Annotated in this window: 20 protein-coding genes and 1 tRNA gene; 13 read left to right on the forward strand and 8 right to left on the reverse strand. The window is 45.5% G+C overall.

The features are described from left to right. Positions 1 to 93: 93 nt before the first annotated feature. Complete coding sequence (locus tag AM1_RS40855; RefSeq protein ID WP_148215680.1) at positions 94 to 342, forward strand: hypothetical protein; 249 nt, start codon at positions 94 to 96, stop codon at positions 340 to 342. A 239-nt stretch (positions 343 to 581) separates the two neighbouring features. On the opposite strand, the gene AM1_RS05655 is transcribed toward AM1_RS40855, so the two are convergent. Both AM1_RS05655 and AM1_RS05660 read right to left on the reverse strand, forming a co-directional pair. Next, entirely contained in the window at positions 582 to 1,082 is a 501-nt protein-coding gene (locus AM1_RS05655; RefSeq protein ID WP_012161843.1) for a YchJ family protein, read from the reverse strand. Between the two features lie 93 nt (positions 1,083 to 1,175). Further along, complete coding sequence (locus AM1_RS05660; protein ID WP_041659231.1) at positions 1,176 to 1,385, reverse strand: type II toxin-antitoxin system HicB family antitoxin; 210 nt, start codon at positions 1,383 to 1,385, stop codon at positions 1,176 to 1,178. Between the two features lie 518 nt (positions 1,386 to 1,903). On the opposite strand from AM1_RS05660, the gene AM1_RS05665 reads away from it, so the two are divergent. Continuing rightward, positions 1,904 to 3,613 carry a DUF262 domain-containing protein gene (locus AM1_RS05665; protein ID WP_012161845.1) on the forward strand — a complete coding sequence of 570 codons (1,710 nt, stop codon included), beginning with the start codon at positions 1,904 to 1,906 and terminating at the stop codon, positions 3,611 to 3,613. 267 nt (positions 3,614 to 3,880) lie between these two features. On the opposite strand, the gene AM1_RS05670 is transcribed toward AM1_RS05665, so the two are convergent. Further along, complete coding sequence (locus AM1_RS05670) at positions 3,881 to 4,414, reverse strand: PadR family transcriptional regulator (protein WP_012161846.1); 534 nt, start codon at positions 4,412 to 4,414, stop codon at positions 3,881 to 3,883. Positions 4,415 to 4,507: 93 nt separating this feature from the next. Here AM1_RS05670 and AM1_RS05675 point away from each other — a divergent pair, with 93 nt between their 5' ends. The 5 genes from AM1_RS05675 to AM1_RS05695 all read left to right on the forward strand — a co-directional run bounded on the left by AM1_RS05675 (position 4,508) and on the right by AM1_RS05695 (position 14,397). After that, on the forward strand, positions 4,508 to 5,947 hold the full coding sequence (locus tag AM1_RS05675) for a carotenoid oxygenase family protein (protein ID WP_012161847.1): 1,440 nt from the start codon (positions 4,508 to 4,510) through the stop codon (positions 5,945 to 5,947). Between the two features lie 124 nt (positions 5,948 to 6,071). Beyond that, positions 6,072 to 8,288: an amino acid permease gene (locus tag AM1_RS05680; protein WP_012161848.1), complete on the forward strand. Its 2,217-nt coding sequence runs from the start codon at positions 6,072 to 6,074 to the stop codon at positions 8,286 to 8,288. A gap of 137 nt (positions 8,289 to 8,425) precedes the next feature. Continuing rightward, a complete protein-coding gene (serA, locus tag AM1_RS05685; RefSeq protein WP_012161849.1) occupies positions 8,426 to 10,009 on the forward strand; it encodes a phosphoglycerate dehydrogenase in 1,584 nt (527 codons plus the stop codon). Further along, entirely contained in the window at positions 10,009 to 10,947 is a 939-nt protein-coding gene (gene prmA, locus AM1_RS05690) for a 50S ribosomal protein L11 methyltransferase (protein WP_012161850.1), read from the forward strand. The genes serA and prmA overlap by 1 nt, the downstream gene beginning before the upstream one ends. Positions 10,948 to 12,405: 1,458 nt before the next feature. Further along, on the forward strand, positions 12,406 to 14,397 hold the full coding sequence (locus AM1_RS05695) for an alginate lyase family protein (RefSeq protein WP_012161851.1): 1,992 nt from the start codon (positions 12,406 to 12,408) through the stop codon (positions 14,395 to 14,397). A gap of 123 nt (positions 14,398 to 14,520) precedes the next feature. Here AM1_RS05695 and AM1_RS05700 read toward each other — a convergent pair whose 3' ends face one another. After that, a complete protein-coding gene (locus AM1_RS05700; RefSeq protein WP_012161852.1) occupies positions 14,521 to 15,585 on the reverse strand; it encodes a hypothetical protein in 1,065 nt (354 codons plus the stop codon). Between the two features lie 231 nt (positions 15,586 to 15,816). On the opposite strand from AM1_RS05700, the gene AM1_RS05705 reads away from it, so the two are divergent. After that, positions 15,817 to 16,251 carry an HIT family protein gene (locus AM1_RS05705; protein WP_012161853.1) on the forward strand — a complete coding sequence of 145 codons (435 nt, stop codon included), beginning with the start codon at positions 15,817 to 15,819 and terminating at the stop codon, positions 16,249 to 16,251. Between the two features lie 77 nt (positions 16,252 to 16,328). On the opposite strand, the gene AM1_RS05710 is transcribed toward AM1_RS05705, so the two are convergent. Beyond that, positions 16,329 to 17,399, reverse strand: a complete 1,071-nt coding sequence (locus AM1_RS05710; RefSeq protein WP_012161854.1) for a chlorophyll a/b binding light-harvesting protein — start codon at positions 17,397 to 17,399, stop codon at positions 16,329 to 16,331. 674 nt (positions 17,400 to 18,073) lie between these two features. On the opposite strand from AM1_RS05710, the gene AM1_RS05715 reads away from it, so the two are divergent. After that, complete coding sequence (locus AM1_RS05715; protein ID WP_012161856.1) at positions 18,074 to 19,279, forward strand: lipid-A-disaccharide synthase-related protein; 1,206 nt, start codon at positions 18,074 to 18,076, stop codon at positions 19,277 to 19,279. 151 nt (positions 19,280 to 19,430) lie between these two features. Continuing rightward, a complete protein-coding gene (locus tag AM1_RS05720; RefSeq protein WP_012161857.1) occupies positions 19,431 to 20,696 on the forward strand; it encodes an S-layer homology domain-containing protein in 1,266 nt (421 codons plus the stop codon). 59 nt (positions 20,697 to 20,755) lie between these two features. Here AM1_RS05720 and hemW read toward each other — a convergent pair whose 3' ends face one another. Continuing rightward, positions 20,756 to 21,970: a radical SAM family heme chaperone HemW gene (hemW, locus tag AM1_RS05725; protein ID WP_012161858.1), complete on the reverse strand. Its 1,215-nt coding sequence runs from the start codon at positions 21,968 to 21,970 to the stop codon at positions 20,756 to 20,758. 232 nt (positions 21,971 to 22,202) lie between these two features. Here hemW and AM1_RS05735 point away from each other — a divergent pair, with 232 nt between their 5' ends. The 3 genes from AM1_RS05735 (at position 22,203) to AM1_RS05745 (ending at position 24,778) form a co-directional block, all read left to right on the forward strand. Next, positions 22,203 to 23,288 (forward strand): PIN/TRAM domain-containing protein, encoded by a 1,086-nt coding sequence (locus tag AM1_RS05735; RefSeq protein ID WP_010472841.1) that lies wholly within the window; start codon positions 22,203 to 22,205, stop codon positions 23,286 to 23,288. Positions 23,289 to 23,347: 59 nt separating this feature from the next. Further along, a tRNA-Thr gene (locus AM1_RS05740) sits at positions 23,348 to 23,419 on the forward strand. A gap of 174 nt (positions 23,420 to 23,593) precedes the next feature. Beyond that, entirely contained in the window at positions 23,594 to 24,778 is a 1,185-nt protein-coding gene (locus AM1_RS05745; protein ID WP_012161859.1) for an Arm DNA-binding domain-containing protein, read from the forward strand. Positions 24,779 to 24,781: 3 nt separating this feature from the next. Here AM1_RS05745 and AM1_RS05750 read toward each other — a convergent pair whose 3' ends face one another. Further along, entirely contained in the window at positions 24,782 to 25,060 is a 279-nt protein-coding gene (locus AM1_RS05750; RefSeq protein ID WP_012161860.1) for a hypothetical protein, read from the reverse strand. After that, positions 25,057 to 25,215 carry a hypothetical protein gene (locus AM1_RS40860; protein WP_012161861.1) on the reverse strand — a complete coding sequence of 53 codons (159 nt, stop codon included), beginning with the start codon at positions 25,213 to 25,215 and terminating at the stop codon, positions 25,057 to 25,059. Before AM1_RS40860 ends, AM1_RS05750 begins: the two co-directional genes overlap by 4 nt. Between the last annotated feature and the right edge of the window lie 45 nt (positions 25,216 to 25,260).

Below are 25,260 nucleotides of genomic sequence, written 5' to 3' on the forward strand. Positions count from 1 at the left end.
CGAAGCTTGGAATCATCGAATTTCCGACTGAAGCCGCATTGCAAAATAAAAGCGTTTTTCCAATCAGCAATACACGAGACGTGTGCACGCAGAATGGCGCATCATTGTCACGTTCGTCGCCAGATTTCAATCCCCAATGAGAGATTGAGAGACATCGCAACCGAGGCTGAATTTATTAAGACTGCAAAGGAATACGAACAGCTTGACCACCCCCCACATGAAACCTCTCCAACTACTGTCGCATCGGTGGTGCGGGAAGAATTAAAGCGATGCAAGAGTCCACGATATCGAGGAAATACTCCGTCTTTACCGTGGGAAGGACCTGCTTGCCGAATTTGCTAAGCTACTCAGGTTCGCAGACGGTAAGGCGATCGCAGAATATGTGGTATTGAACTTGTCCGCTGAAGAATTTTTAGATGTAGAAAAACTTCGAGTGCGGATTTTGCAGTAATGGGCACCGAATGTAACTCAACCTGTAGCTTGGGCCACCTAACAACACAACACAATCGAGCAAATAAATTGAGCGTATTTTGCATAGACAAGCCCTTGTCGCCGCTGGGTGATTGTAGACGTTAGAGCTTTTAGTTTTTCTTGCGGTGGCACTGTTTGAACTTTTTGCCGCTTTTACACCAACAGGGTTCATTCTTTTTCGGCTGGAAGGGCGGTAACCTATCTCCATCGGTGTAAAGCCATTGGCCTTTTTCTTTGATAAAGCGCGATCGCTCGTGGAGTTGGGCTGCAGAGTTCCCTTCTTGGTACACCGCAAAGAACTCAACAATCCCGGTTTTATCTTCAGGTTGTCCAGCTTTAGTGGCAAGCACAGTTAAACCCAACCAAGTCAAATTATTGGCAGTGGCAGCGATCAATTGTCGGCTATTGGGTTGGCGATGATTGGGATGTTCGGTATTGAATAGGTAATCGATATTCTTGAGGCAATAGGCAACGTAGCGAGATCGCATCAGTGTTTCAGCGGTGGGAGCAGGGCGTGACCCTTGTAAATAAACACCGCAGCACTGGTTGAATAACTTTTGACTGCCACAGGGGCAAGGCATCAAGGTGTTGCGATCGCCAGAGATCAGCATGATTTAATTTCGACAGATAACGCTAGATCTTCAATCTCATTAGGTGTAATAGGTCAAAGCCGAGCACCATCATTGATCATAGAAGCCATTTGTTCATAAGCCTCTAAGTGCCGAATTGATTATAAACCGAGGTGATGTTTCCGGCATGGAAAATTCTTCTAAATATAGCCTTATCGCCTCTTTTAAGCCTACAACTGCTTCTTCTATCGTTGCCCCTTGATCAATAGTTCCTATTTCGGGGCATTCAGCGATGTACATGTCCTCCTCTTTATTAAGAAGAACTGTTAGATGGCGAGTTTTCATGGAAATAAGCTGTCTATCCATGCATGGAGGACTACTGACTATGGAGCATTTTCGATCTTACCTTCTATCATCGGCGATAGATAAGCAACATCTTGCCTTACCAAATCATTTTGCGGGCATAAGTTTGCCAACGTCAGTATAAAATATTACATCTATAATCGACATCTTCTAATCCAAACCTTCATAATTTTTGACTACAATTCTGACTTTATATTCAACAGAATAATGTAATATAAAACAGCTAAATCAACATCTATACATGCATTTATTCTATATAATTTTTATAAAAATAAATCTAATAAAAATCTTCTAAAATCATCTTTATTGATCCTATATAGCTAATTAAGCATTTGTTTGTATTTTGATAAATCATCATAATATTTGGTCTTTAATTAGAGATCCTAATGTAGAATTCAGAAAGACATTAAAAATAGACCAACTACTATCTCATTACATATTCAGAGGGAATTTGTATTCTCCCTGAAAGCATAAAGAATTAGCATAAATGGAGAGTGCATGTGAAAATCGAAGCTAATGACAAAGAAATCCAAGATATTTTTTCTCTTGGTTACTTCAATATCCCAAGATTTCAGCGTCCATATTCATGGGAAGTTGATGAGGTTGAGAGCTTTTGGAACGATATTATCCTCGAAAAAAATGAAAGCTACTTTATTGGTTCAATGGTTGTTTTTCAAACCCAAAAACCATACTTTGGAATTGTTGATGGTCAACAACGCTTAACCACCATTACTTTAATCTTGTCTGCTATAAGAAATTCTTTTTCAAAAATAGGTGAAGAAAATCTTGCTAAAGGTGTTCACAAGTACATCGAAAAAGCCAATATAGAGAATGAAGATGAGTTTGTCCTCAACCCTGAGACTTCATTCCCATATTTCCAAAGTCATATACAATCTTTTAATGGTTATAATATCAACTGCGAAGTGGGCGCTGAAGAAAAAAAACTTGAGACTGCCTATGAACTTATTAATCATAAGATTCGCGATGCAATACCGGAACTTAATGAAAAAGTAACGTCACAAATAACGCTATTTACTAATGCTGTTCAAGCACTTAAAGATTTTAGAGATAGAGTTCTAGCACTTAAGTTAGTTTTCATTCAATTAGATAACGAGGATGATGCATACTTAATTTTCGAGACATTGAACGCGAGAGGGCGCGATCTAACAACTTCAGATCTGGTAAAAAATCTAATCCTTAAGAAAATAAAAAACACTAGCATTTCTATAGATGAAGCGAAAGAATTATGGAATTCTATAGTTAGAAATCTTGACAATTATAGTGGCTCTAATATTATTGATAATTTTCTTCTCCATTATTGGGTTTCAGAGTTTAAATACTGCACTGACAAAAAACTTTTTCCAGAAATTAAAAACCATATAAATACGAGTCCAGATTCTGCCAAAAAATTGATTAAAAACTTAGATAATACAGCTCCATTGTATGCAGCTCTACTACAACCAGATAGAATGGAATGGGAGAAAGAAGAAGTTGATGTAAAACGATCTCTCAGATCTCTAAATCTATTTAAAGTGAAACAACAGACAGCTATGACATTGGCATTAATCAGGTCATATAAGAAAGGAATATTAACTCTTCGAAACTTAAAGCAAGCACTTTCTAAAATTGAAGATTTTCACTATTGCTTTAATGCTATAACTTCTCAGAGGTCATCGGGATCCATTGCATCAAATTACTCAAAACTTGCAATCATGCTTACAAAGTCTACTTCGAACGATGAGATTCAAGTAGTCCTTAGAAACCTAAAGAAATTCTTAGCCTCTAAACTCCCAGACCGTGAAGAGTTCATCGTTAAGTTTTCTGAGCTTGAATACTCCTCAAAAAAAACTAAGCAAAAAGCAATTGTGAAATACACACTATCTAAACTTATACCAGTGAACAATTGCGGCCTTGCCGTTGATATAGATAGATTGACAATTGAGCATATCATTCCAGAAGCTCTTTTAAAAGAAGATCCTAGTATATTAGTATCAAGTATTGGAAATCTTATTCTTTTAGATGAAAAAACAAATTCAGAAGACTTGGCAGATAAAATTCCATCAGATAAATTTAAAATACTAAGAGAAAAGAACTATCCCTTAAAAGAAGCTCTAGTAGAACAAGTTATTTGGGATGATAAGCAGATAAAGATTAGAGCTAAAGCAATCGCCGAAAATATTTATAATAATATCGTGTCGAATATTGTTTAGTGCTTGGTCACAATAGATTTTCTCCATGCATCATTGAATCTAATATGAGTCGGTATTGAAAACTCTCTTATATTTTGAGTCTGCTTTCGACCTAATACTTCTATTCGGCAAGTCAATGCAACGAACGGGCACTAGCACTAGTCCCTTAAGAGGATCTAGATTTCCCTAGCCAAGCCCTCTGCCTCTATTTCCCCTAAAGCCTATAGAATAAGATGATTGCTGATCTCGACCCCTGAGTTTTGGAATTTTACAGTATTGTTGTAGATCTCAGGCCCTTAATAAAGTCAAGGCTTCCTTGCACCAAGCGATCACATCTATCTCATAACGAATACCTTGACGTAGCGTTAAATACTGGCACTTGGCCCCCCAGGATAATTTTTCTGGATCAGCAAAATGCTGCTGCTCAATCTGCTGATAGATCTGCAACTGCTGCTCATGTTCCTGATGGTAACGACGGAGTTCTGCTAGCAATATCTCAGGCTCTACCAAATCCCCGGCAAACAGCTTCACGAGGATTTCTTCCTTAGTGCGGCTGCTTTTACTGGGCTGGGCAATCCACTTAGCCATCTCCACCTTGCCCATTTCAGTCAGGTGATAGCACTTTTTGTCAGGGCGTCCCGTTTGGGGAATAACCTCACCCGTGATCCACTGCCGTTCCTCTAACCGGTTGAGCTCTCGATAGATCTGCTGATGACTCGCAGACCAGAAATGGCCCACCGAACCATCAAACCGCTTCGCCAACTCATAGCCACTGCAGGCTAGATCCGTCAAGGTTGCCAAGATTGCGTAGGAAAGACTCATATGCACTGATTGACATATTCAAATAATTGCATATAGTGAGAATATGCACTTTGTTGCATATTACATCGTCTGCGTTGCCTAGGAGACCCACCTATGATCACCCAGTCTCATCCTCAACAATTTCAGCAACCTTGGTATGGCATGTTTGCCCAAGCTGCACCCGAATTTCCGACCACCCGGTTACCGATTTTGTCCGGGGCTATACCCGAAAACCTCAAAGGCTCTCTATATCGCAACGGCCCCGGTCGCCTAAAGCGCGGCGGACAACGGGTTGGCCACTGGTTTGATGGGGATGGAGCCGTTTTAGCCGTGCATTTCGATAGCGTCAATGCAACAGGCGTCTATCGCTATGTTCAAACCGCAGGCTATCAGGCCGAAGAACAGGCCGATCAATTCTTGATGGGAGGTTATGGCATGCTGCCCGCCGGATCCCTGTGGCAAAGATTGCGGCAGGGAGCAACCAAAAATGCTGCCAATACCTCTGTGCTTGCCCTCCCCGACAAGCTGTTGACCTTGTGGGAAGGCGGACATCCTCATGCTCTGGACTTAAACACTTTGGAGACCCAAAGGCTAGACGATTTGGGATTCCTAGCACCGGATCAGTCTTTCTCCGCCCATCCCAAATGGGATCCGATCAGCAGCGAAATCTATAACTTTGGCGTTAGCTATAGCAAGCAAGGTCATCTGCATGTCTATCGCTGCAATCAAGAAGGAGCCGTTCAGCGCCAAACCAAAATTCCGCTCCAGGGCTTGCCGATGATTCATGACTTTGTGATGGCGGGGCCTTACTTAATTTTTTGTATTTCCCCCGTCTTCCTCAATCCACTGCCTATGTTGGCCCAGCTCAAAAGCTATAGCGACAGTCTCCAATGGAAACCCCAGCAAGGCACTCATATCTTAGTGATTGATCGTGAGTCCCTAGAAGTGGTCAGCCAAGGTGAAGCAGATCCCTGGTATCAGTGGCATTTTGGTAATGGCTATGTGGACGACCAAGAAAATGTCGTTATCGATGTCGTCCGTTATGCCGACTTCAGCACCAACCAGTTCCTCAAAGAAGTAGCCAGTGGTCATCCCCACACGCAAGCAGAAGGACAGCTTTGGCGACTACATCTCGATCCCCAGACGAGCCAAGTGTTGGAGACCTATAAGCTGATGGACCGCACAGGCGAGTTTCCAGTGGTTGATCCCCATCAGGTGGGACAGGCCCATCGGCATACCTATCTCTCCACTCGCCCCACCTCAGACCCTACAACAGAACTCTTTCGTGAGATTGTCAGCTTCGATCACGTCTCGCAACAACTCAGCAGTGTGCAGATGGGCGATCAAGCCTATTGCAGTGAGCCCATCTATGCTCCTGATCCCGATCACCCTGGACAGGGCTGGATTCTGACCGTGGTCTATCAAGCTGCATCCCATACTAGTGAGGTGTGGATTTTGGCCGCCCATCGTCTTGAAGAAGGCCCGATTTGCCGATTAGGATTACCTAGCGTCGTCCCCATGGGGTTTCATGGCACTTGGCAGCCGAGTTTGTAACCCTCATCAAGCAAGGGGAGAAGGAAGCAAAGTACAATGCTACACACCTCAGCAATTCATCCTTTCGCCAAACGTTTGTGAGATAGTAACTGAGGCCCGCAATCCTTCACGTGCAAGTTTGTCTATGCCCAAATTCCCTTTGCGTCGGTCTAAGGCCCAAGCGGCCAGTACCGAAGAGACGCCTGGACTAGGCACATTTGCAGGGGTTTATACCCCCTCCCTGCTCACCATCCTGGGCGTAATTATGTACCTACGCTTCGGTTGGGTTGTGGGTAATGTCGGCCTCTTCAATACCCTAATCATCGTCACCTTAGCCACTTCGATCACCTTTTTGACGGCCCTGTCTATTTCTGCGATCGCAACCGATCAGGTGGTGCGCACGGGGGGAGCCTACTACATGATTAGCCGCTCTCTGGGCATTGAGACGGGTGGGGCTGTGGGGATTCCCCTCTTTTTTGCCCAGGCGGTTTCCGTGGCCCTCTACACCATTGGCTTTGCAGAAAGTCTGGTTCGCATTTTTCCTAGCCTCAATCAAACCCTGGTGGCCGCTATCACCACCCTATTAGTGGCTGGTCTGGCATTGAAATCTGCTGATATTGCCATCAAAGCCCAATTTGGGATTATGGCGGCCATTGCCCTATCCCTTATTTCCTTTGGATTCGGTCATGCCGTGCCACCGGAAACCGGAACCGACGCCATTCCCCAAGCCAAGAGCTTTTGGGAAGTCTTTGCCGTCTTTTTCCCAGCGGTCACCGGCATTATGGCGGGCGTCAGCATGTCTGGCGATCTCAAAGATCCGGCCCGGTCAATTCCAAAGGGGACATTAGCCGCTGTGGGAACCGGCTATGTGATCTATATGGTGTTGCCGATCCTACTCACCATGCGAGCCGAACCTGGCACCCTGATCCAAGATCCCCTGGTGATGCGCAAAATTGCCTTTTGGGGGGATGCCATCTTATTGGGGGTCTGGGGCGCTACCCTTTCCAGTGCGATTGGCAGTATTTTAGGGGCACCCCGAGTCTTACAGGCATTGGCACGCGATCGCATCTTGCCTCGCAGTCTTCGCTGGCTGGGAATTGGCAGTGGCCCTACAGATGAACCTCGACTCGGCACCCTCTTCACCTTAGGCATTGCCTTAGCCGTGGTCTCCATTGGCGATCTCAATTTGATCGCACCGGTTCTCAGTATGTTTTTCTTGACCACCTATATGGTCCTTAACGTGGCGGCTGGGGTGGAAAGCTTTCTCCAAAGCCCTTCTTTTCGTCCTACCTTTCGCATCCACTGGATTTTTTCCCTGATGGGTGCCCTGGGCTGTATTGCCGTCATGTTTTTAATTAACGGGTTGGCAACCATTGTTGCAGCTCTGATTGTTTTGGCCATCTACCTATGGCTAGAACGACAGCAGTTGGAAAGTGCCTGGGGAGATGTCCGTCGAGGCATATGGATGACCGTGGTCCGCAAGGGGCTGTTTCAAATTAGTAATGCTCCCGACCCCAAAAACTGGCGACCCCATATTTTGGTACTTTCAGGCATTCCCACTCGCCGATGGCATCTTGTACAGGTTGCCTCAGCCCTCACCCACAATCGCGGACTGATTACGGTCTCTAGTGTTCTACCCGTGAAGGGTAGAGACGTGGCCCAACAGACCACCATGGAAGCGATGGTAAAAGATTATTTGGATCGCAAAGGGGTGAAAGCCCTAGTCCGATTTGTTCGCGATAGTGATCCCTTTGGCGGCGCAGAACGCTTGGTCGAAGCTTATGGGCTAGGAGCCTTGGTTCCTAACACCATTTTGTTAGGCAATACGGAAAACGCAACGAGCCGCGATCGCTACTGCCAGATGATTGCCCATTTCCATCAGGCCCAACGAAACGTTGCTATCCTTCGCTACCAAGACAATCATCAAAATCGCTTTCCCAACTTCTGTCGTCGGATTGATGTCTGGTGGGGTGGCCTGAAAGGCAATGGCGGCCTGATGCTGATCTTGGCTGACCTACTGCGGACTAGTATGGTGTGGCGGCAAACCGAAATTTGGCTCAAGCTCGTCGTTCCCGACCAGTCTGCTGCCCAAGCGGCTCAGCGCAACCTCGACGATGTGGTCAAACGACTCCGCATCCGAGCGGTTTCCCAAGTGATTATTGCCAATGAACGCCCCTTCGCCCAGATCTTAAAATCTTCTTCTAAAGGGGCTGACTTAGTCGTTCTGGGAATGGCGCGTCCAGACGAACAATTCAGCGAATATTACGAGAGTTTACAGACTCGAACCACGGGATTGCCCACGACCTTATTTGTACTAGCATCTCAAAATTTGGCCTTTGCTGACGTACTGGAGAAGGAATAGCTTTTTCAGTGGGCCAGCTTTATATTTTTTACCCTAGTTCTTCCCTCGGGGTTCTTGTAGAATGGCGAACTGAGGTGTCAGAAACTGATTAATTCCGTTCTGCTCATCGCTGTGAACTTTCATTCTCCTTTCCTGTTATGCCCAAGGTTCTCGTCTCAGATCCAATTGACCCCTCTGGTATTGACCTTTTAGGTCAAGTTGCCCAGGTCGATGTAAAGACCAAGCTTTCTCCTGAAGAATTAATCCAAATTATTCCTGAGTACGATGCCCTGATGATTCGGTCGGGCACTCAAGTTACAGAAGCAGTGATTGAAGCCGCCACCCAGCTCAAAATTATTGGTCGAGCTGGTGTGGGTGTCGATAATGTGGATGTGCCCACAGCCACCAAAAAAGGGATTGTAGTGGTTAACTCTCCAGAGGGTAACACCATCGCCGCCGCAGAACATGCTTTAGCCTTAATGCTGTCCCTCTCTCGCCATATTCCCGATGCCAACCAGTCCGTTAAAGCGGGCAAATGGGAACGCAAAAAGTTTACCGGCGTAGAAGTCTATAAAAAGACCCTGGGTGTTGTTGGACTGGGCAAAATCGGTTCCCATGTGGCCACCGTTGCCCGGGCAATGGGAATGAAGCTGCTAGCCTACGACCCTTTCTTATCCCAAGAACGGGCAGAGCAGTTAGGCTGCAGACTAGTGGAGTTAGATTTTTTATTCCAAGAATCGGACTACATCACCTTACATCTCCCCAAAACACCAGAAACCCAGAACTTAGTCAATGCTGAGACCCTCGGCAAAATGAAGTCCACCGCCCGCATTATCAACTGCGCTCGTGGCGGCATCATTGATGAAGACGCCCTAGGCAAAGCCCTAGAATCCGGGCAAATCGCTGCTGCAGCCTTGGATGTCTATGCCAGCGAACCCCTAGGAGACTCTCCTCTATGTCATCTAGAGCAAGACATCATCTTGACCCCCCACCTAGGAGCCTCAACAGAAGAAGCTCAAACTAACGTAGCAGTTGACGTCGCCGAGCAAATTCGCGATGTGCTTTTAGGACTACCAGCCCGGTCAGCTGTAAACATTCCTGGCTTACGTCCCGACGTACTGGAAAAACTCAAGCCATACATGCTCCTAGCCGAGACCTTGGGCAATCTAGTCGGTCAATTAGCGGGGGGCCGGATAGAATCCCTAGATGTCCGTCTCCAAGGAGAACTGGCCTCCAACGATAGTCAACCGATTGTTGTCGCAGCCCTCAAAGGACTGTTATCCCCAGCATTGCGAGAGCGTGTGAACTATGTGAATGCCGGCATTGAAGCCAAAGATCGTGGGATTCGCGTCGTGGAGACTCGTGATGCTTCGGTTCGGGATTATTCCGGGTCTATTCAACTTTCTGCCAAAGGCCCCTCTGAAACTCGCTCAGTAACGGGTGCCATTCTAGGGGAGGACGAGCTGCGCATTACCAATATTGATGACTTTCCAATCAATGTGGTCCCTACCCGGCACATGTTGTTGACAGTACACCGAGATATGCCCGGTATTATTGGCCAAATTGGCTCCCAGTTAGGTAGCTTTAACGTCAATATCGCCAGTATGCAAGTAGGCCGCAAGATGGTTCGAGGCTCGGCTGTGATGGTTCTTAGCCTAGATGATCCCTTACCCGAAGGAGTACTGTCTGAAATCACGAATGTAGAAGGCATTCGTGATGCCTATATTGTGAATTTACAATAATGGCCGATCCAGGCATCCACACTCCGTCGGACACTCCTACGGCTTTACCCCCTAGCCAATGGTGGGAAATTAAAGTTGTGGGAGTGCCACTGCTAGATGATCTACTCTTCTGGCGGCTACAAGAAGAAGGATGCCAAGGCACGGCCAGCCAAATAGTCAATCAAGAGTTGACTGTTTGCGGATATTTATCCCTGGATCGGGTCCAGTCCATCGATCTGCAAAAACTTGCCGAGAGATTACATCAGGATGTCCAGTCAGTGGGATATCCTGCCCCAGATATTAGCTGGCAACTGATCACAGAAGAAGATTGGGCCCATAACTGGCGAGACTATTGGCATCCTCAAGAAGTTGGCAATCGGTTACTGATTTATCCGGCTTGGCTAGAGGTGCCAGAACAATGTGAACGTCTTTTGATTCGCCTTAATCCCGGAGTCGCTTTTGGCACAGGCGCTCATGCAACCACGCAGCTCTGCTTGCGAGCCCTAGAACAACGAATTTCAGAACAACCCAATCCTCTAAGTATCGCTGATATTGGTTGTGGCACGGGTATTCTTTCCATTGCTGCTCTTCTTTTAGGAGTTCAAAAAGCCTATGCGGTTGATCTAGATCCACTCGCCATTGGTGCAACCCAAGCTAGTCGAGAACTGAATGGCCTCACTTCAGATCAGTTATGGGTTAAGGAAGGAAGTCTTGATCAAGTGATACAGCAGCTTCAGCATCCAGTCCAAGGGTTTTGTTGCAATATTTTGGCCCATATCATTCTTGACCTAATACCCCATTTCGCTGATATCACTGACCAAAACGGTTGGGGAATTCTTAGCGGCATTTTGGATACTCAAGAACCGATGATTATTGAGGCACTAAATGCTCATGGCTGGCAAGTTCGCGATACCCATCATGAGCAAGACTGGTGCAGTTTAATCATTGAGCGCAGATGAAACACCGAACTCTCTAAATTCTGGCACTACCGATAGGTCGGATAAATCTGAAGTTTAGCTTCCCATTTATTTCAATCTAACTTTATAGATGCTTTTCCTGACACCATCTGGAGTGTGTTTATAATTTTTTCGTAGTTTTCCTCACCGTATTCACAATATTGCCCCTAGACTAGGTCACAGCAAGAAAGCGGCAAACCTACTTTAGACAATTCCGAATACGCTTAGTGGCATGAGTTTGGTTTAATAAACCAAAGAACTAGATTCTAAATCTACTCACTTTACCAAGGTCTCTTTACCCCACTCACAGATATTGCTACTTGTAGTGAGAACACAGTGATTATTGGCGAAATCAAATCAATATCCTTGTCCTTTAGATATATAGGCCTTTTTTATCAAAAATTTAGTCAATTTGGACCTTAATAGACCTGGAAAAACTTCTATTCTGAGTTCCTCAGAGTAGAGGATTAAGGGTTATAAACTGAGATTATACTGATTTTTTGTTGACTCAAATAAAAAAATCGGTCGTCTCCTTACTATTTCAAAAGCGACAAACATGATTATCAGACTATTTTTAGTGTAAAATATTGCCTCAAACTAATCTGAGGAACCGTTAAGATCAGAAGCCATGGCAACGAGCACAAAAGGAATAGAAATTAATTTTTAATTAGTCCTTTAGTATAATATTTGGACTTTATCTAGGTCAATATCCAATGAGGCAAAGACTAGAGCTTGTATTTTCAGTGATCTAATTAGACCTCTTGCATAATTCGGCTAACGGTATGGTAGATGACTAAAAATCCAAGTCAGATCGCAGCATAAATTTAGTTAGTAACACATCATGAAACGAATATTGCAAGAGGTCTATTCTTACTAAAAAAAAGAAAGTAATTTGTTTTTTAAATCATGGATATTAAGTCAAATACAATCGTTTTTCATACTTCAACATCTACTTAATTAATTCTTTATCAGTAGTTTTTATTTATTATCTGTGACAATTCGTCGATTTTACTCATGATTTACTGGTGTACATAAGCCTGATATCTTTTAACATTCGCTAATCCTCTACTACTGGATTATTCAAGGTAGTTTCTGTTGTCTGTCAAATAGAATACAAAGCATGGATTATCGAATCCTCGTTCTCTATAGCAATATTGCAAGTATCATTTTAGATATTTTGCTGCGAATCAATTGAAGCGTAATATGGAAATATCGATTCTCATTCTCCTGGCATCCAGAGATCTAATTATGCAGCCCTAAACCCTCAAAGATACCCTCTAAAAACGCATTCTGCCTGAATTTAGTAAATTAGAACTGATGTTAATTCTGCAGCCGTATATTCAACAGGCTTTCAATAAAGTAGCAATTACAAGTAGCAAAGTTAAGAAACTAACGCTTGTTAGTTTCTTTAAACACTATATTGGCCTAACTTTATCGAACAAAAAGTCTGATGGAAATCAATTGAAATCAGTTGATGAGCTATGTCAGAAACATCCAAAGCTAATAACGAATCTATTTGAAAACATCAATATTGAACATCCTGGCCTAGAGACAGTCAGAGAATATGTCAATAAGGGTGACTATACTCAAGCCAGCCACTCGTTAATTACATATTTTCGAAATAAGCCAGATAAAATAGGCTGGAAGAATTTACTTCCAGAGCAAAAATTTAACAAGGATTTAGATGCAGACCATATTTTAAACAATGAATTTATCTTCCAACGTATAAGTGGCACCGTCCCACAAGACAATGATCGTTTTAATTGGTCTTATCTAGGTACTAAAGAAGATTCTGAGTGGGCATGGTTTTTGAACAGACATTACCATGTTGTCGATCTTTTTCATGCCTATTTAAGAAGTGGCAACTCAGATTATGTTCAATATATTTACCTCAGTATCAGAGATTGGATATTAACTAGCATTGCAGCCCCTAACACCCACTACTGGGCTCAGTGGCGAGGTCGGGAAGTCGCTTGTCGCATTTTGCACTGGGCTCCCATTTTTTATGGATTGCTTGAGAGTCCCAACTTTTCAGACGTCGATCATCTGCTAATGCTCGCAATTTTGCCCGTACATGGTAATTTTCTGCGTCATTGCCACACCTGGGGGGCGAACTGGCTTGCTCGCGAGATGAACGGACTAGCAACTCTAGCAATATGCTGGCCTGAGTTTAAATTCTCCCAATCTTGGTTGACTTACGCCCAATTTCACATGTCCCGCGAGATTGAATTGCAAGTCTATCCTGATGGCAGCCATAAAGAGCTAACGAGTCACTACCATCGAGTGACTTTGCTAGATTTCGATAATTTTGCCAAATTAATGCAGCTTTCTGGCCACAATTTGTCTATCTCTTTTGGCAAAACATTAGAGAGGATGTGGAACTATCTGGCATTCGCAATGCGGCCAGATGGTAGTTCCCCCCTCAATAATGATTCGGATCGAGATGAGCTTCGAACAACCATCAAAAGCGTTGCCAATCTATATAACCGCTCTGATTGGCAATATATTGCATCCAATGGCCAGGAAGGAGACGGTCCTCTCTCCCCATCTATTCTCTTTCCTTGGGCAGGCCAAGTGATTATGCGAAGCAGTTGGAATAAAGATGCTCATTGGGCATTTTTTGATGTGGGTCCCCACGGCATTAACTACCATACCCACAATGATAAATTGCATCTTTCTGTTGCCGCATTTGGTCGAGATTTATTAGTGGATAGCGGACGTTATCACTACAAACGAGATTCCTTTTGGCATTATTTTAGGAACTCAGCTAGCCACAACACTATCCTTGTGGATGGTCAGGGCCAAAATGCAGGCATCGGTGAAGCACTGAACCCCGTCGAACAGCAGTTTTATTCGACACCAGAGTTTGATTTTGCCTATGGCAAATTTGATCAAGGGTATCAAGGAGTCGCAGACAAAGTCATCCATTCACGATTCTTAGTCTATCTGCGCCATCAATATTGGGTTGTGATTGATCGTGTATCTGCAAGCAACGCTCATCAAATTCAAACCCTTTGGCACTTTCACCCTGATTGCAATCTTGAAGTTCAAGGTTCCTCTATCGTCACTACTAATGAGAATTGCGGCAATTTAAGAATTGTTCCGACGGATAATCTGTCTTGGGATATCGATATTGCCAGAGGGAGTATGGAGCCGATTCAAGGTTGGTGGAGTAAAGAATATAACCATAAACAACCGAATCCAACAGCGATCTATTCATCCCATCTGTCTACAACAGCAACGTTTGCCTGGATCTTATGTCCTGCACGGGGCGTTGTACCGCCCATTGATGTTCAGTATCAATCCATTTCTGATGACCAGATAGAGCTAGAGATAACACATACGTCTAATCGTATTCAGCTCTCTTTATATCTAAATGAACAACACATTCTCCATTCTCTGTCTTCTCATCCAGAGGCCATTATCCAGGTTAAAGGATTGAAGCCCGAGTAGTAAATGGATTGAAGCCTGGGTAGCAAATGGTACTCTCAAAATTCAAATAATCAGCCATCATTGACCTGTCATGATGATGAGAGATGGCTGAATCAAACACTTTTGAAGCGAAGACTTTCCAACCTATAAGCCAGAGGCATGAATTTGGTAGGATATCTCCTCTATCGGCAGATTATTGATGTCGTGGTTATCATAAGTCAGCTGTAGCCGACGCTCACCCGCATAATCTACTAATTTGCCGCCATAAAGTTCTGCTTTTGAACCAAGGCTCTGGATATGGACTTTCCCTTGAAAGACCGTTGCGCGGGCAAGATAGATCACAAGATCATCTCTAGAAGGTCTATTCACGGTGGTACTGGCTGTTAAATGTGCCAGCCCCCTCTCGTCCATTTCTTGAGTCAAGGCCATAGAGGTGTTGCGAATCCCGCGAATGGCAACGATTGCAGATGCAACAGCTAAGGTAATATCTACGCCTTCTTCGGTATAGATTTTTTGGGTAGAAAGGAACTGGAAATTTTTTTCTCCTAAATCATCCCGGATGCGTCTATGTATCAAATTATGGGGATGATAGTGACTTAAGGCATCGGCAATGGCTCCACAGGCTGCCCGAGGTTCCCGCCAGGGCGACTCGCGGGTTTTACCATATACTCGTTGCCCGTCTTCACGTAATCGCCCCACATGGGTTTTGAGATCAATGGCGACCAACACCATAGATTCAGGGTTACCGGCATAAAGACGACGACGAAGGGATTCATCAATTTGATGAGCCACAGTGACATGGGCAAGGGTTGCCCCATTATCTGTTCCTCCGCCTGCGGGGAAAAAGGCTTCGAGTTTCAGCTCTCCAATTTCCGATAGGGTTGCAAATCGAGAGGCAACAACATCTCGATATCGCTTTGTCGCTTCACCTTGGTGGATCCGATCACCACAATTGGTATAAGCCAAGGTTGTGACCACACTCGGTAAGCTTAAATCGGCACCGCACACATTGATATCCGTTTTGCTAGCTGCCGCAAACTGTAGTTCATCTCGGAGTAGCTGAAGACCATTAATCAGGGCATACCGATCGCTAACAATTTCATTGAGATAATTGTGATAGGCATTCCGTTCCATGCCAAAACTGGCGGCCAGCTGCCAAAATGTTTCGAGGCGCTTTTGGGCAGAACTTGAATCAAATGGAATAGACATTAATGATTAATGGGTCGTATTCACAGACATTGACGCATTAATATTGTGGACAAATCTGCTGTTTGCTCCGCTTGTCTTAGTAGGACTTAACATCTACATGCTATCTCGGGCAAAAACATCTCTTACCATCATCCTGGGAAAGACAAGAACTGGGATTTGAGTGGTCTACTCCAGGTTTGTCGACAGGATGGGAAACATAGGCAAATCCCCTGAATAGTTGGAGCGATAAATGTGATAGATACTTGTCCTTTTTGTGCGATCGCACAAGGCGATGCGCCCGTCAGCACCGTCTACGAAGATGAAGCAGTGATGGCCTTTATCCCATTACATCCGGTCTATCCAGGGGCCTGTTTGGTCATTCCTAAAGCTCATATTGACCATTTCACCAACGTCCCAGATCCTTTAGCTGCGAAAGTGATTGTGGTCGCCCAACAAGTGGGCCGGAAGATCATGACAGTTTACAAGCCATTGCGGATAGGCATGTTAGTGCATGGCTTTACCGTCGCCCATGCTCATCTGCATCTCATTCCCCAATATGGCCCCCTAGATATCATGCATAAACACTATGCCTACTGTGAGGATGGAAATGTCAAATTCGGTGATAAAGATATTCCCACCCCATCCCGCCAAGAGCTAGATCAGATGGCATCCACTTTAAAGCTCTAAAAGCAGGGTTACCTACAAAAAAATCTGCTAGTTCTAGGAACTAGCAGATTATAAATTTTTAGAAAAGTGGTGAAGGTTTATGCAGGAGCATTACCTGTATCACGAGCAATAACAGCAGGGATATCTTCAAACTTGAAGCCCATTGCTTTTAAGGTGTGATAGAGGTGACCTTGCAACATATAGAAAGCTAGGTAGTAAGTAATATTTGCCAACCAAGCACGGGATGTGTAGAAACCATCTGCGAGATCAGCTGTGTCCTTAAAGTAAGGAGCAATACCGAACTTCACTTCCAGTGCAGGACCAAAGAACTCTACAGGATAAACAAGAGTATTCACTGCACAGAAATAAGCGGAGATGAATCCCATGAGGGCGAGGCCACCAATGGCAGTACCTAAGAGACCATCAGGAGAGTAAGTATACTTGTTGACGACCTTGGACCAGGGCAAAGGAGCAACATTGATATGGAAAATACCACCAGCAATGTCGACTAAACCAATAAACAAATGTCCAGAAGCTAAGTCTTCTAAGTTATCGACAAAGAAGCAGTTATAGCCAGGTGTAAACCAGCCATACTTTAGAACCACATCGCCGATTGTAGATCCAGGTGCAGCAACGGTACGAACTTCACCAATCGTGGGGTCATAGATACCGTGGAACTTGATCCACAGAACGAATAGCAAAGCACCCGTACCAATCAACACGAGGTGATGACCAAGGATATAACCGAGTTTCTTAGGATCATCCCAAGAGAACGCAAATTGGTCAGTATTGCCACGTCCGCCATCAGCCAATACAGAAGGGCCAATTTTCGCATGGAAGTATGCACCTCCAAACAGAACGAAGCTGGACACCATATGAATGGCACCGATTTGGGTAAAAACGAAGGTATTAGTGACAACACCACCTGAACCAACACCAAAACCCAAAGCAGCCAAGTGAGGGATTAGAACTAATCCTTGGTCAAACATTGGGAGGCTTGTATCAAAGGCTTGGTTCTCAGAAAAAGTGTTGAGCCCAACCCAGAAAACAATTAGTGCAATCTGAGCAATATGAGCAGCCAACCATTTGCCTTGAACCGCAGGATCTTCGAGGCGGCTATTGCCCGAATACCAGGGATATTCAGGAGCAGTATCGACTTTTGTTGCCATTTTCTTTATTCCAAAAGGATAATGTTTTGAGGAAAAACGACTCTATAAAATTTCGCCTGATAAAATTTATGTCACAGGAAAATGCAAGTATCTTAAACAGGCGGATGAAATAATGTTACGATGCCGCGCACTGTACAACAAGCGGTTCAGGAATTTATCCATTAGTGCTTGAGAATCAAAGCGACTCGTAAGAAACCAGCAAACGCGGAATGTCCACTATTTAACCAGCCAATTGAAGCTCAAGTATACCTTGCAGAATGCATTCAATCCGTTATCCATATGCAGTTTTGGATCGAATATCCAGATCAATCAGCCCTTATCTCCAAGCTGTTGTTGAAAACAGAATCGGGGTAACGCTTCAGACTACTTAATTTTTAGCGTTTTCACCACTAAGATTCCACACAGAAAGTAACGCTATGTAATGTTTTATTAAGCATCTTCAGAATATAGAAAAACCTTTCAATCACTGGGATCCATCTGTTCGATGGCTTGATTGATATCTCTGCTTCATCATTTATAGACATCTGCTCGCAACCACTCTTAATAAGCATTAGCAATCAGAAACAAGTCTGATCTAAAGCTTTTCTCCTAGACATGTGCCCCACTCCCTGTTATCCAGTGAGGTTACGTAACCATAACTCTTCGGATATGGAAGTGGAGGCTTGCTGAAGCGTATGGCAGCCCAACAACACAGCAACATCCAACTGTTAGTCATCAGCAATGGGCATGGTGAAGATCTGGTTGCTATGCGTATTCTGCAAGTATTGCGTCAAGACATCCCCAAACTCAATGTTGATGCATTACCGATTGTGGGCATTGGTCAGAGTTATGGGGAACAGAATATCCCTTGTTTAGTGAAAGGCAAGGCGTTTGTGTCAGGCGGTTTTTGGGGACATGAATTTGGCCAAGATCTACAAGAAGGGTTCCTTGGCCTCACTCTGCGACAAATCAGGGCTGTTGGACAATGGTCTCATCAGGGCAGAGTAGTTTTGGCAGTTGGAGATATTGTGCCTCTGACAATGGCATGGTGGAGTGGTTTACCCTATGCCTTCGTTGGTACTGCTAAGTCTGAATATTACAGAGGCAGTCATCCTTCTTATCTAAGGCCTTCTGTTTATTGGCCTTGGGAACGTTGGCTGATGACCCATAAGCGTTGTCGGGGCGTATTCCCTCGTGATCGCACCACGGCAACAACCCTACAGCGCTGGTCCATCCCCGTTTTCGACTGCGGTAATCCGATGATGGACGAGTTGGAGCCTCAAAGTGAATTACCTGAGCTACCCCCTGGCTGCAAAATTCTGTTGTTACCGGGGTCTCACGCTCCTGAAGTCTTTAGGAATTGGCAGCTGATGATCTCAGCCATTGCAGGCTTAGACCCGACTCAACAGGGGTATGTGTTTTTAGGTGCGATCGCACCCGGTATTGATCAGCTGCCACTCCAAAAGATACTGATGCAGTATGGATGGTCTGCTCAGGACAACACAGCCCTTCTTCACTATCAACAGCATCAACATTCCCTACTGCTGGTGCCCAATGGTTTTAGAGATTGCTTGTCGATTGCCAATATTGTCCTGGCGATGGCTGGTACCGCCACAGAGCAAGCCGTCGGCCTCGGTAAGCCTGTCATCACGATGCCGGGCCATGGGCCTCAGTTCACGGCCCAATTTGCAGCAGCCCAGGCTCAGCTCTTAGGCCCCTCTATTTATCACATCAGAACACCGGAAGAGTTGCCTCATATGCTATCGGCTGTTCAGGAGCAATACCGACAGCCACAAATTTGGCTTAAAAATGGCCGCCATCGCATGGGATTACCCGGTGCCTCTGCCAAGATTGCTCAAACCCTGCAACAGTGCTTGTTAAATCCCTCAAGCTCCAAGTGAATGGTATAAAGACGGCGTCGCAGTCACCACAGATTTATTTTTGAAAATAAAATAAAATAAATTCTGCACTTTCTGGTTTCTGGACCGATCCCTTCGATACTCAAAGGGAAGAAAACTCTATTTTTATAAATTACTTGGAGGGTCCTTTCGCATGCTGCGTGTTTCCCCACGATTTTCTAGAATTGCCCTGACCTGGGGAGTATCCCTCAGCGCCATTGCGCCCATTTTCTCAGCACTCCCTGCATCGGCCCAAGCCAATTTTTCTGATGTCAGCCTTGGATATTGGGCGCGCCCATTTATCGAAAAACTAGCTGAGGAGAATGTCATTAAAGGCTTCCCGGACGGGACCTTCAAACCTGATCAGCCTGTCACCCGTGCTCAATTTGCAGCGATTGTTCGCCAGGCATTTGATCGTGAGTCTACCCGCCAGTATCGAGGTTTTGCGGATGTCCCCACCAATCATTGGGCCCAGCCTGCCATTGGTAAGGCTTACAGCACTCGCTTTATGTCAGGTTACCCGGGAAATTTATTTCAACCCAATCAAAGAATCCCCAAAGTCCAAGCCCTAGTCTCTTTAGCGAGTGGTCTAGAGTTAGAACCCGATGCTCCCACGGATGAGGTACTCGCGACTTTTCGGGATGCAGCAGATATCCCTGGCTATGCCGACAAAGGTGTCACAGCAGCGACGGAAGCAGGTTTAGTTGTCAACTATCCCAATGCCAACTTTTTAAATCCCAATCAGCAAGCCACTCGGGCCGAAATTGCAGCCTTTGTCTACCAAGCCTTGGTCGATCAAGGGGATTTAGATCCGATCTCTGACAAAGCGCGGGCCAATAACTACATTGTCAAACTAGACGGCACCGCCTCCCCAGAGCAACCCAGCACACCAATCAATACGGGGAGTATCATTGCCTCTGGCTCCAAGATTCCTGTCCGATATCCAGGACCCAACAAAGTCAATCTGATTGTTGCCCCCGGAGAAACGGTAGACACTAAGCTAGAAGTCGCAGAGGACATTGTCAATACTGCAGGTACAGTGCTTATTCCCAAAGGCAGTCTGATCGAAGGGACACTGGTACCGGTTAATGTCGGCACAACCCCTGGGACACAGTTTGTAGCTAAAACCCTCAAAGTAGGGACTCGTAGCTACGACATCAGAGCCAACTCTGATCCCCAGGTAGCGGTTTCTCGGCAATCCGTCAAACCCAATGATATTAGAGGTGCTATTAGTACAACAGCCGGTCGAACCATTCTGAACTCCGTCCTAGGCAGTGGGTTTAACTTAGGCAGTTTACTCACTGGTGCCTTGCTAAGTGGGGTAGCCACCAGCCCCTCTGCCCCTAAAGACAGCGTGATAGTCGTCGATCCAGCCGCATTGGAATTAACCATCCAATCGAGTTTGGATCTAACCACCTAGACGACAATGTTTCCCCAGCCCTTGAACAATACCTCTACTCTCAAGGACTGGGAAACAGCTTATGGATCTAAAGCCTGCCAAATCGCCGTCAGAATCGTGTTAGAGAACAAGAAGCCGTCCGGGTCCGTTAAACGGATGGCCTCCTCTGGATGGTGAGGTAACTGCACCCAGCCCTGCTTCTGGTAGGGAGCGAGACACTGTAGCAAAGTATTCACTATCTGAGGGCTGGCCAGATCTTGCAATGTGGAGAGGGAGACCCCCGTTGACAATCTGAGGCCCATCATTAGGGTTTCCAGCAAAATGTCCAGGTCAGAACTCACTGCATCGTTCATCTGCCCTTGGGCTGCAATCAGCCGTTTTACCCAATCGGCATAAGCTTTGCGGGTCCGAGGACGGCTAACCCTTTGTCCATGCACATAGCTGGTCGCCCCCATGCCGAAGCCATAATAGGGGTTGTTGCGCCAATAAACTTGATTATGCCGACAGGTATACCCTGGACGGGCATAGTTAGAGATTTCGTAATGGTCATAGCCAGCAGCGGTTAGGGTAGCGACAGCGAGGCGATACATCTGTGCCGCGATTTCATCTGAGGGGAGGGGCTGGATTCCTGGCTGATACTTTTTCCCAAAAACGGTCGTGGGCTCAATCACTAAGTCATAGGTGGAAAGATGAGTGGGCTCCAAAGCTAAAGCTGCTTCTAAACTGGCCTGCCATTGGTCTAGAGTTTGGTTAGGTAAGCCCGAAATCAAATCCAGTCCAAAATTAGTGATACCGGCTTGGTGGAGAATTGCGATCGCATCACCGATATCCGCCACTGTATGGGAGCGCCCGCATGCTTGCAACAACTCCTCCGAAAAAGCTTGAACCCCCAAACTGACTCTGGTTATACCCAAGGCCTTAAACTGCCGCATGAGCGGCCAGGAAAACGTTCCTGGATCCATTTCAATGGAAACTTCTATGTCCGGCTCCAAGCCAAATTGTTGTTCTAAGCACCGCAAAATCTGCTCTAATTGCTGAGCAGATAACAGAGAAGGGGTTCCACCACCGAAAAAGAGGGTTTTTAGAGGGCGCGGTCCCGAGGCAGTGATCTCAATTTCCTGGCATAAAAGATTGACATAATCGGCAATCGCCAAAGAGGTCTCTCCTCGCTTGTGATCTCCAATCACCGAGATGGGAAAATCACAATAAAAACAACGCCGTCGACAAAACGGAATATGAATATAAGCAGAAGTAGGCCAAGCGCTGGCAATCCGCGCAGGTTGAGCTATTTTCACAAACTGGATTGCCTCAAGATAAAATCAGACCATTTACGACCAAAGTTGATCTAGATTTACGTATTTTAAAGGAATCTTTTTGGTCAAGAAAAAAAACGCCGTAAGGTCCTGAAATAAGGACACTATAATAATGATTAGAGCTATTTTTCTCTGAGAAAATAAGAAGTTCGATAACCCACCCTTATTATCTCCAAAAAAGTATGCCTCTCCTATTAAACGGTAAGCTAGGACAATGCTAGACCTATTTATCATCTTGACCTTCATTGCTGTAGGTGCAGCAGTTGGTTTTCGGGGCGTCGATATCTTACCCGACCTGTTGACCCCCAGCGAATTAGAAGGGGTTAATATTGACGGTCTGCGGTGGGTAATTACGGGCTTTGGGGCCCTCCTCAGTTTGGGTATCGGGTTCGCCGCTCAGGTCTCTTGCCGTCGAATTGAGAAAAAGATAAAAGCTTTACCCACGGATGTCTTACTCAGCCGATCAGCTGGTCTATTTCTGGGACTTTTAGTGGCCAATCTGATGTTGGCTCCTATCTTTTTATTCCCATTACCTAAGGAGTTTGCATTTATTAAGCCCACGGCAGCGGTTTTGGGCAGTCTGATTTTTGCATTTTTGGGGTTAACCCTAGCCGACATTCATGGCCAAACCATTTTGCGGCTGATCAATCCCAATTCCATTGAAACCATGCTGTTGGCGGAAGGAACGCTACAACCGTCCCCAACGAAAGTTTTGGATACTAGCTGCATTATTGATGGCCGGATTGAGGGGCTATTGCTCACGGGATTCTTGGATGGCCAAATTTTGGTCCCTCGTTTTATTTTGCAAGAACTGCAAACCCTTGCCGATGCAGGCAATGACCAAAAACGGGCCCGAGGGCGGAGAGGGTTAGATATTCTCAACCGTTTGCGCACAGAATATCCAGAACGGATCACCATACATCCTGCTGATTACGAGGATGTTTCTACCGTGGACGCGAAGCTGGTGCGACTGGCCCAGGATATCAACGCATCCATGGTCACCAATGACTACAACCTCAATAAAGTCGCCAGCGTCCAAAATATCCAGGTTCTAAATGTCAATGATTTGGCAAAGTCCCTACGACCAATTTATCTACCCGGAGATAGCTTAGATCTCAAAATCATCAAGGCAGGTAAAGAGCCTGCCCAAGGGGTGGGGTATTTAGAAGATGGCACGATGGTGGTGGTAGAAGAAGCCAGCAACCATATTGGTGACAAGGTACCAGTCGTGGTGACTAGTGCGTTACAGACCTCGGCAGGCCGCATGATTTTTGCCCGTCCGCAAACCGCTTGGGCCTAATTCTCAGGAACCTGTTACTAGCGCTGAACAACCTGATATACTGGATTTTCAAATTTCATGCCGATGTAGCTCAGTGGTAGAGCACTCGATTCGTAATCGAGCGGCCGTGCGTTCAAATCGCATCATCGGCTTCCTACAAAAACCAAGGCTTTCAACCATCAGACAAGGCTTTCAGAGGACGTTTCACGAGCAGTTCTCTGTTTTTCATTGGGCCTAGTTGGGTACCGTTAGACCTGTTTAGGGTACAGATTGAGATAAAGATTGAGATAAAATAGTAGAGTTATCGATCAAATTATCTCAAGTACATGTACTCCACCGAACGCCGTAAGAAGGCCAAAACGGGCAGTGTGCAGATCCGCTGCAGCAACAATCGCCTACAGATCGTGTTCAGTTTTGGAGGCAAACGTTATTTTGTCTCAACTGGCTTAGGAGATACCCCTTTTAATCGAAAGCAAGCACAAGATAAAGCCTTAGAGGTTGAGCGTGATATCGCCTTCGGAGAGTTCGATCCTGACAACCTAGAAAAATATAAGGTTCAATCGGCGCTCACAACCCCAGAAAAGGTCGTGAACATTACCGAGCCAAAATTGACTTTGACTGATTTATGGAGTCAGTACCTAAATTACAAAGCGCCCCAAGCATCACCCAAAACATTGAATGGAACCTATGAGCCTGTCACCGCTCACCTAGGTAGATGTTCAACCGATGGGTTAGAAGATGCCTTGAAATTCAGGCTAGAACTCCTGCAAGCAACAACCCAATCTCAAGCCCGACGAACCTTGATGCAGTTGTCGGCAGCTTGTAAGTGGGCAATGAAGCATTCCCTGATTGAGGCCAATCCCTTTGATGGAATGTACAAAGAATTAGAAGCAACTACGCCCCCTCCACCCATCGCTTTCACAGTAGAAGAACGAGATCGCATCATCACTGCCTTTGAAGAACATCGAGGGAAAGGAATTAACTATCAGCATTACGCTCCCTTTGTTAAATTCCTGTTCTGGAGTGGTTGTCGTCCTTGCGAAGCGATTGGACTCCGCTGGGAAAGTGTGAACAAGACTTGCGATCGCATTCATTTCCACGAAAGCATCGTAGAAGTATCGGGTAAGTTAGTTCGCCGAGAGGAAACCAAAACAGGTGTACAGCGATGGTTCAGCTGTACACCCAAACTGCAGAAACTACTATATTCTATTCGTCCTGAAAATCCCCAGCCGGATGCACTAGTTTTTCCATCTTCGAAAGGCGGAATTATTCGTCCCAGCAATTTTAAGGATCGAGCTTGGAATAAGATCTTGACCACGCTGAACCTGCAAGTAAAAGGTGGGATTAAGATGACTCCTTACAACTGTCGAGATACCTTTATCACACTCCAAGCTGTTCACGGTAATTCCTCTACAACTATTGCCCGTTGGGTTGGTAATTCCAGCAAAGTGATCGAAGAAAAGTACCTAGACAAACTCCAGTTGGAGAGTTTGAGACCGACCGAAGTGTAATCCCTAGTCAGAGCCGGGCAACTGATAGGACGGCAGCGCACTGAGATGATTTGCGATCGCTTGGTTATGGAGCTGGGTATTATTTCGATTCATAGCCCAGTCCTTCAGCAACTCGACGTTATAGCGGACACAGCGACTGGAATACCGAACCCAATGGATACCCTCAACTAACTGGTTGCTCAACCGAAGTTTTTTCAAGCTGGATTCTGAGAGGCCGACAATCTTAGCAGCCTCATGCTTATTACACCAAACGGCGGGTTGTGAATTAGCTGAAGATGTCATGCGTTTGCCCTCCGAATCAGTCGTACATCCTGGCGTTGATATTCCTTCGTGATCAACCAAGCTTTACCCTTGACTTCCACCCATCCAGGCTTTTTACGAGGAAACCCCACCACCTGCACCTGGCGACCCGTAAAGTAACCCGTCAATAGTTCCACCCAATCTCCTTGTTTAAGTTCTGGAGGAGGACTACTTTTATCAGG

Source organism: Acaryochloris marina MBIC11017 (assembly GCF_000018105.1).
GTDB classification, from domain to species: domain Bacteria; phylum Cyanobacteriota; class Cyanobacteriia; order Thermosynechococcales; family Thermosynechococcaceae; genus Acaryochloris; species Acaryochloris marina.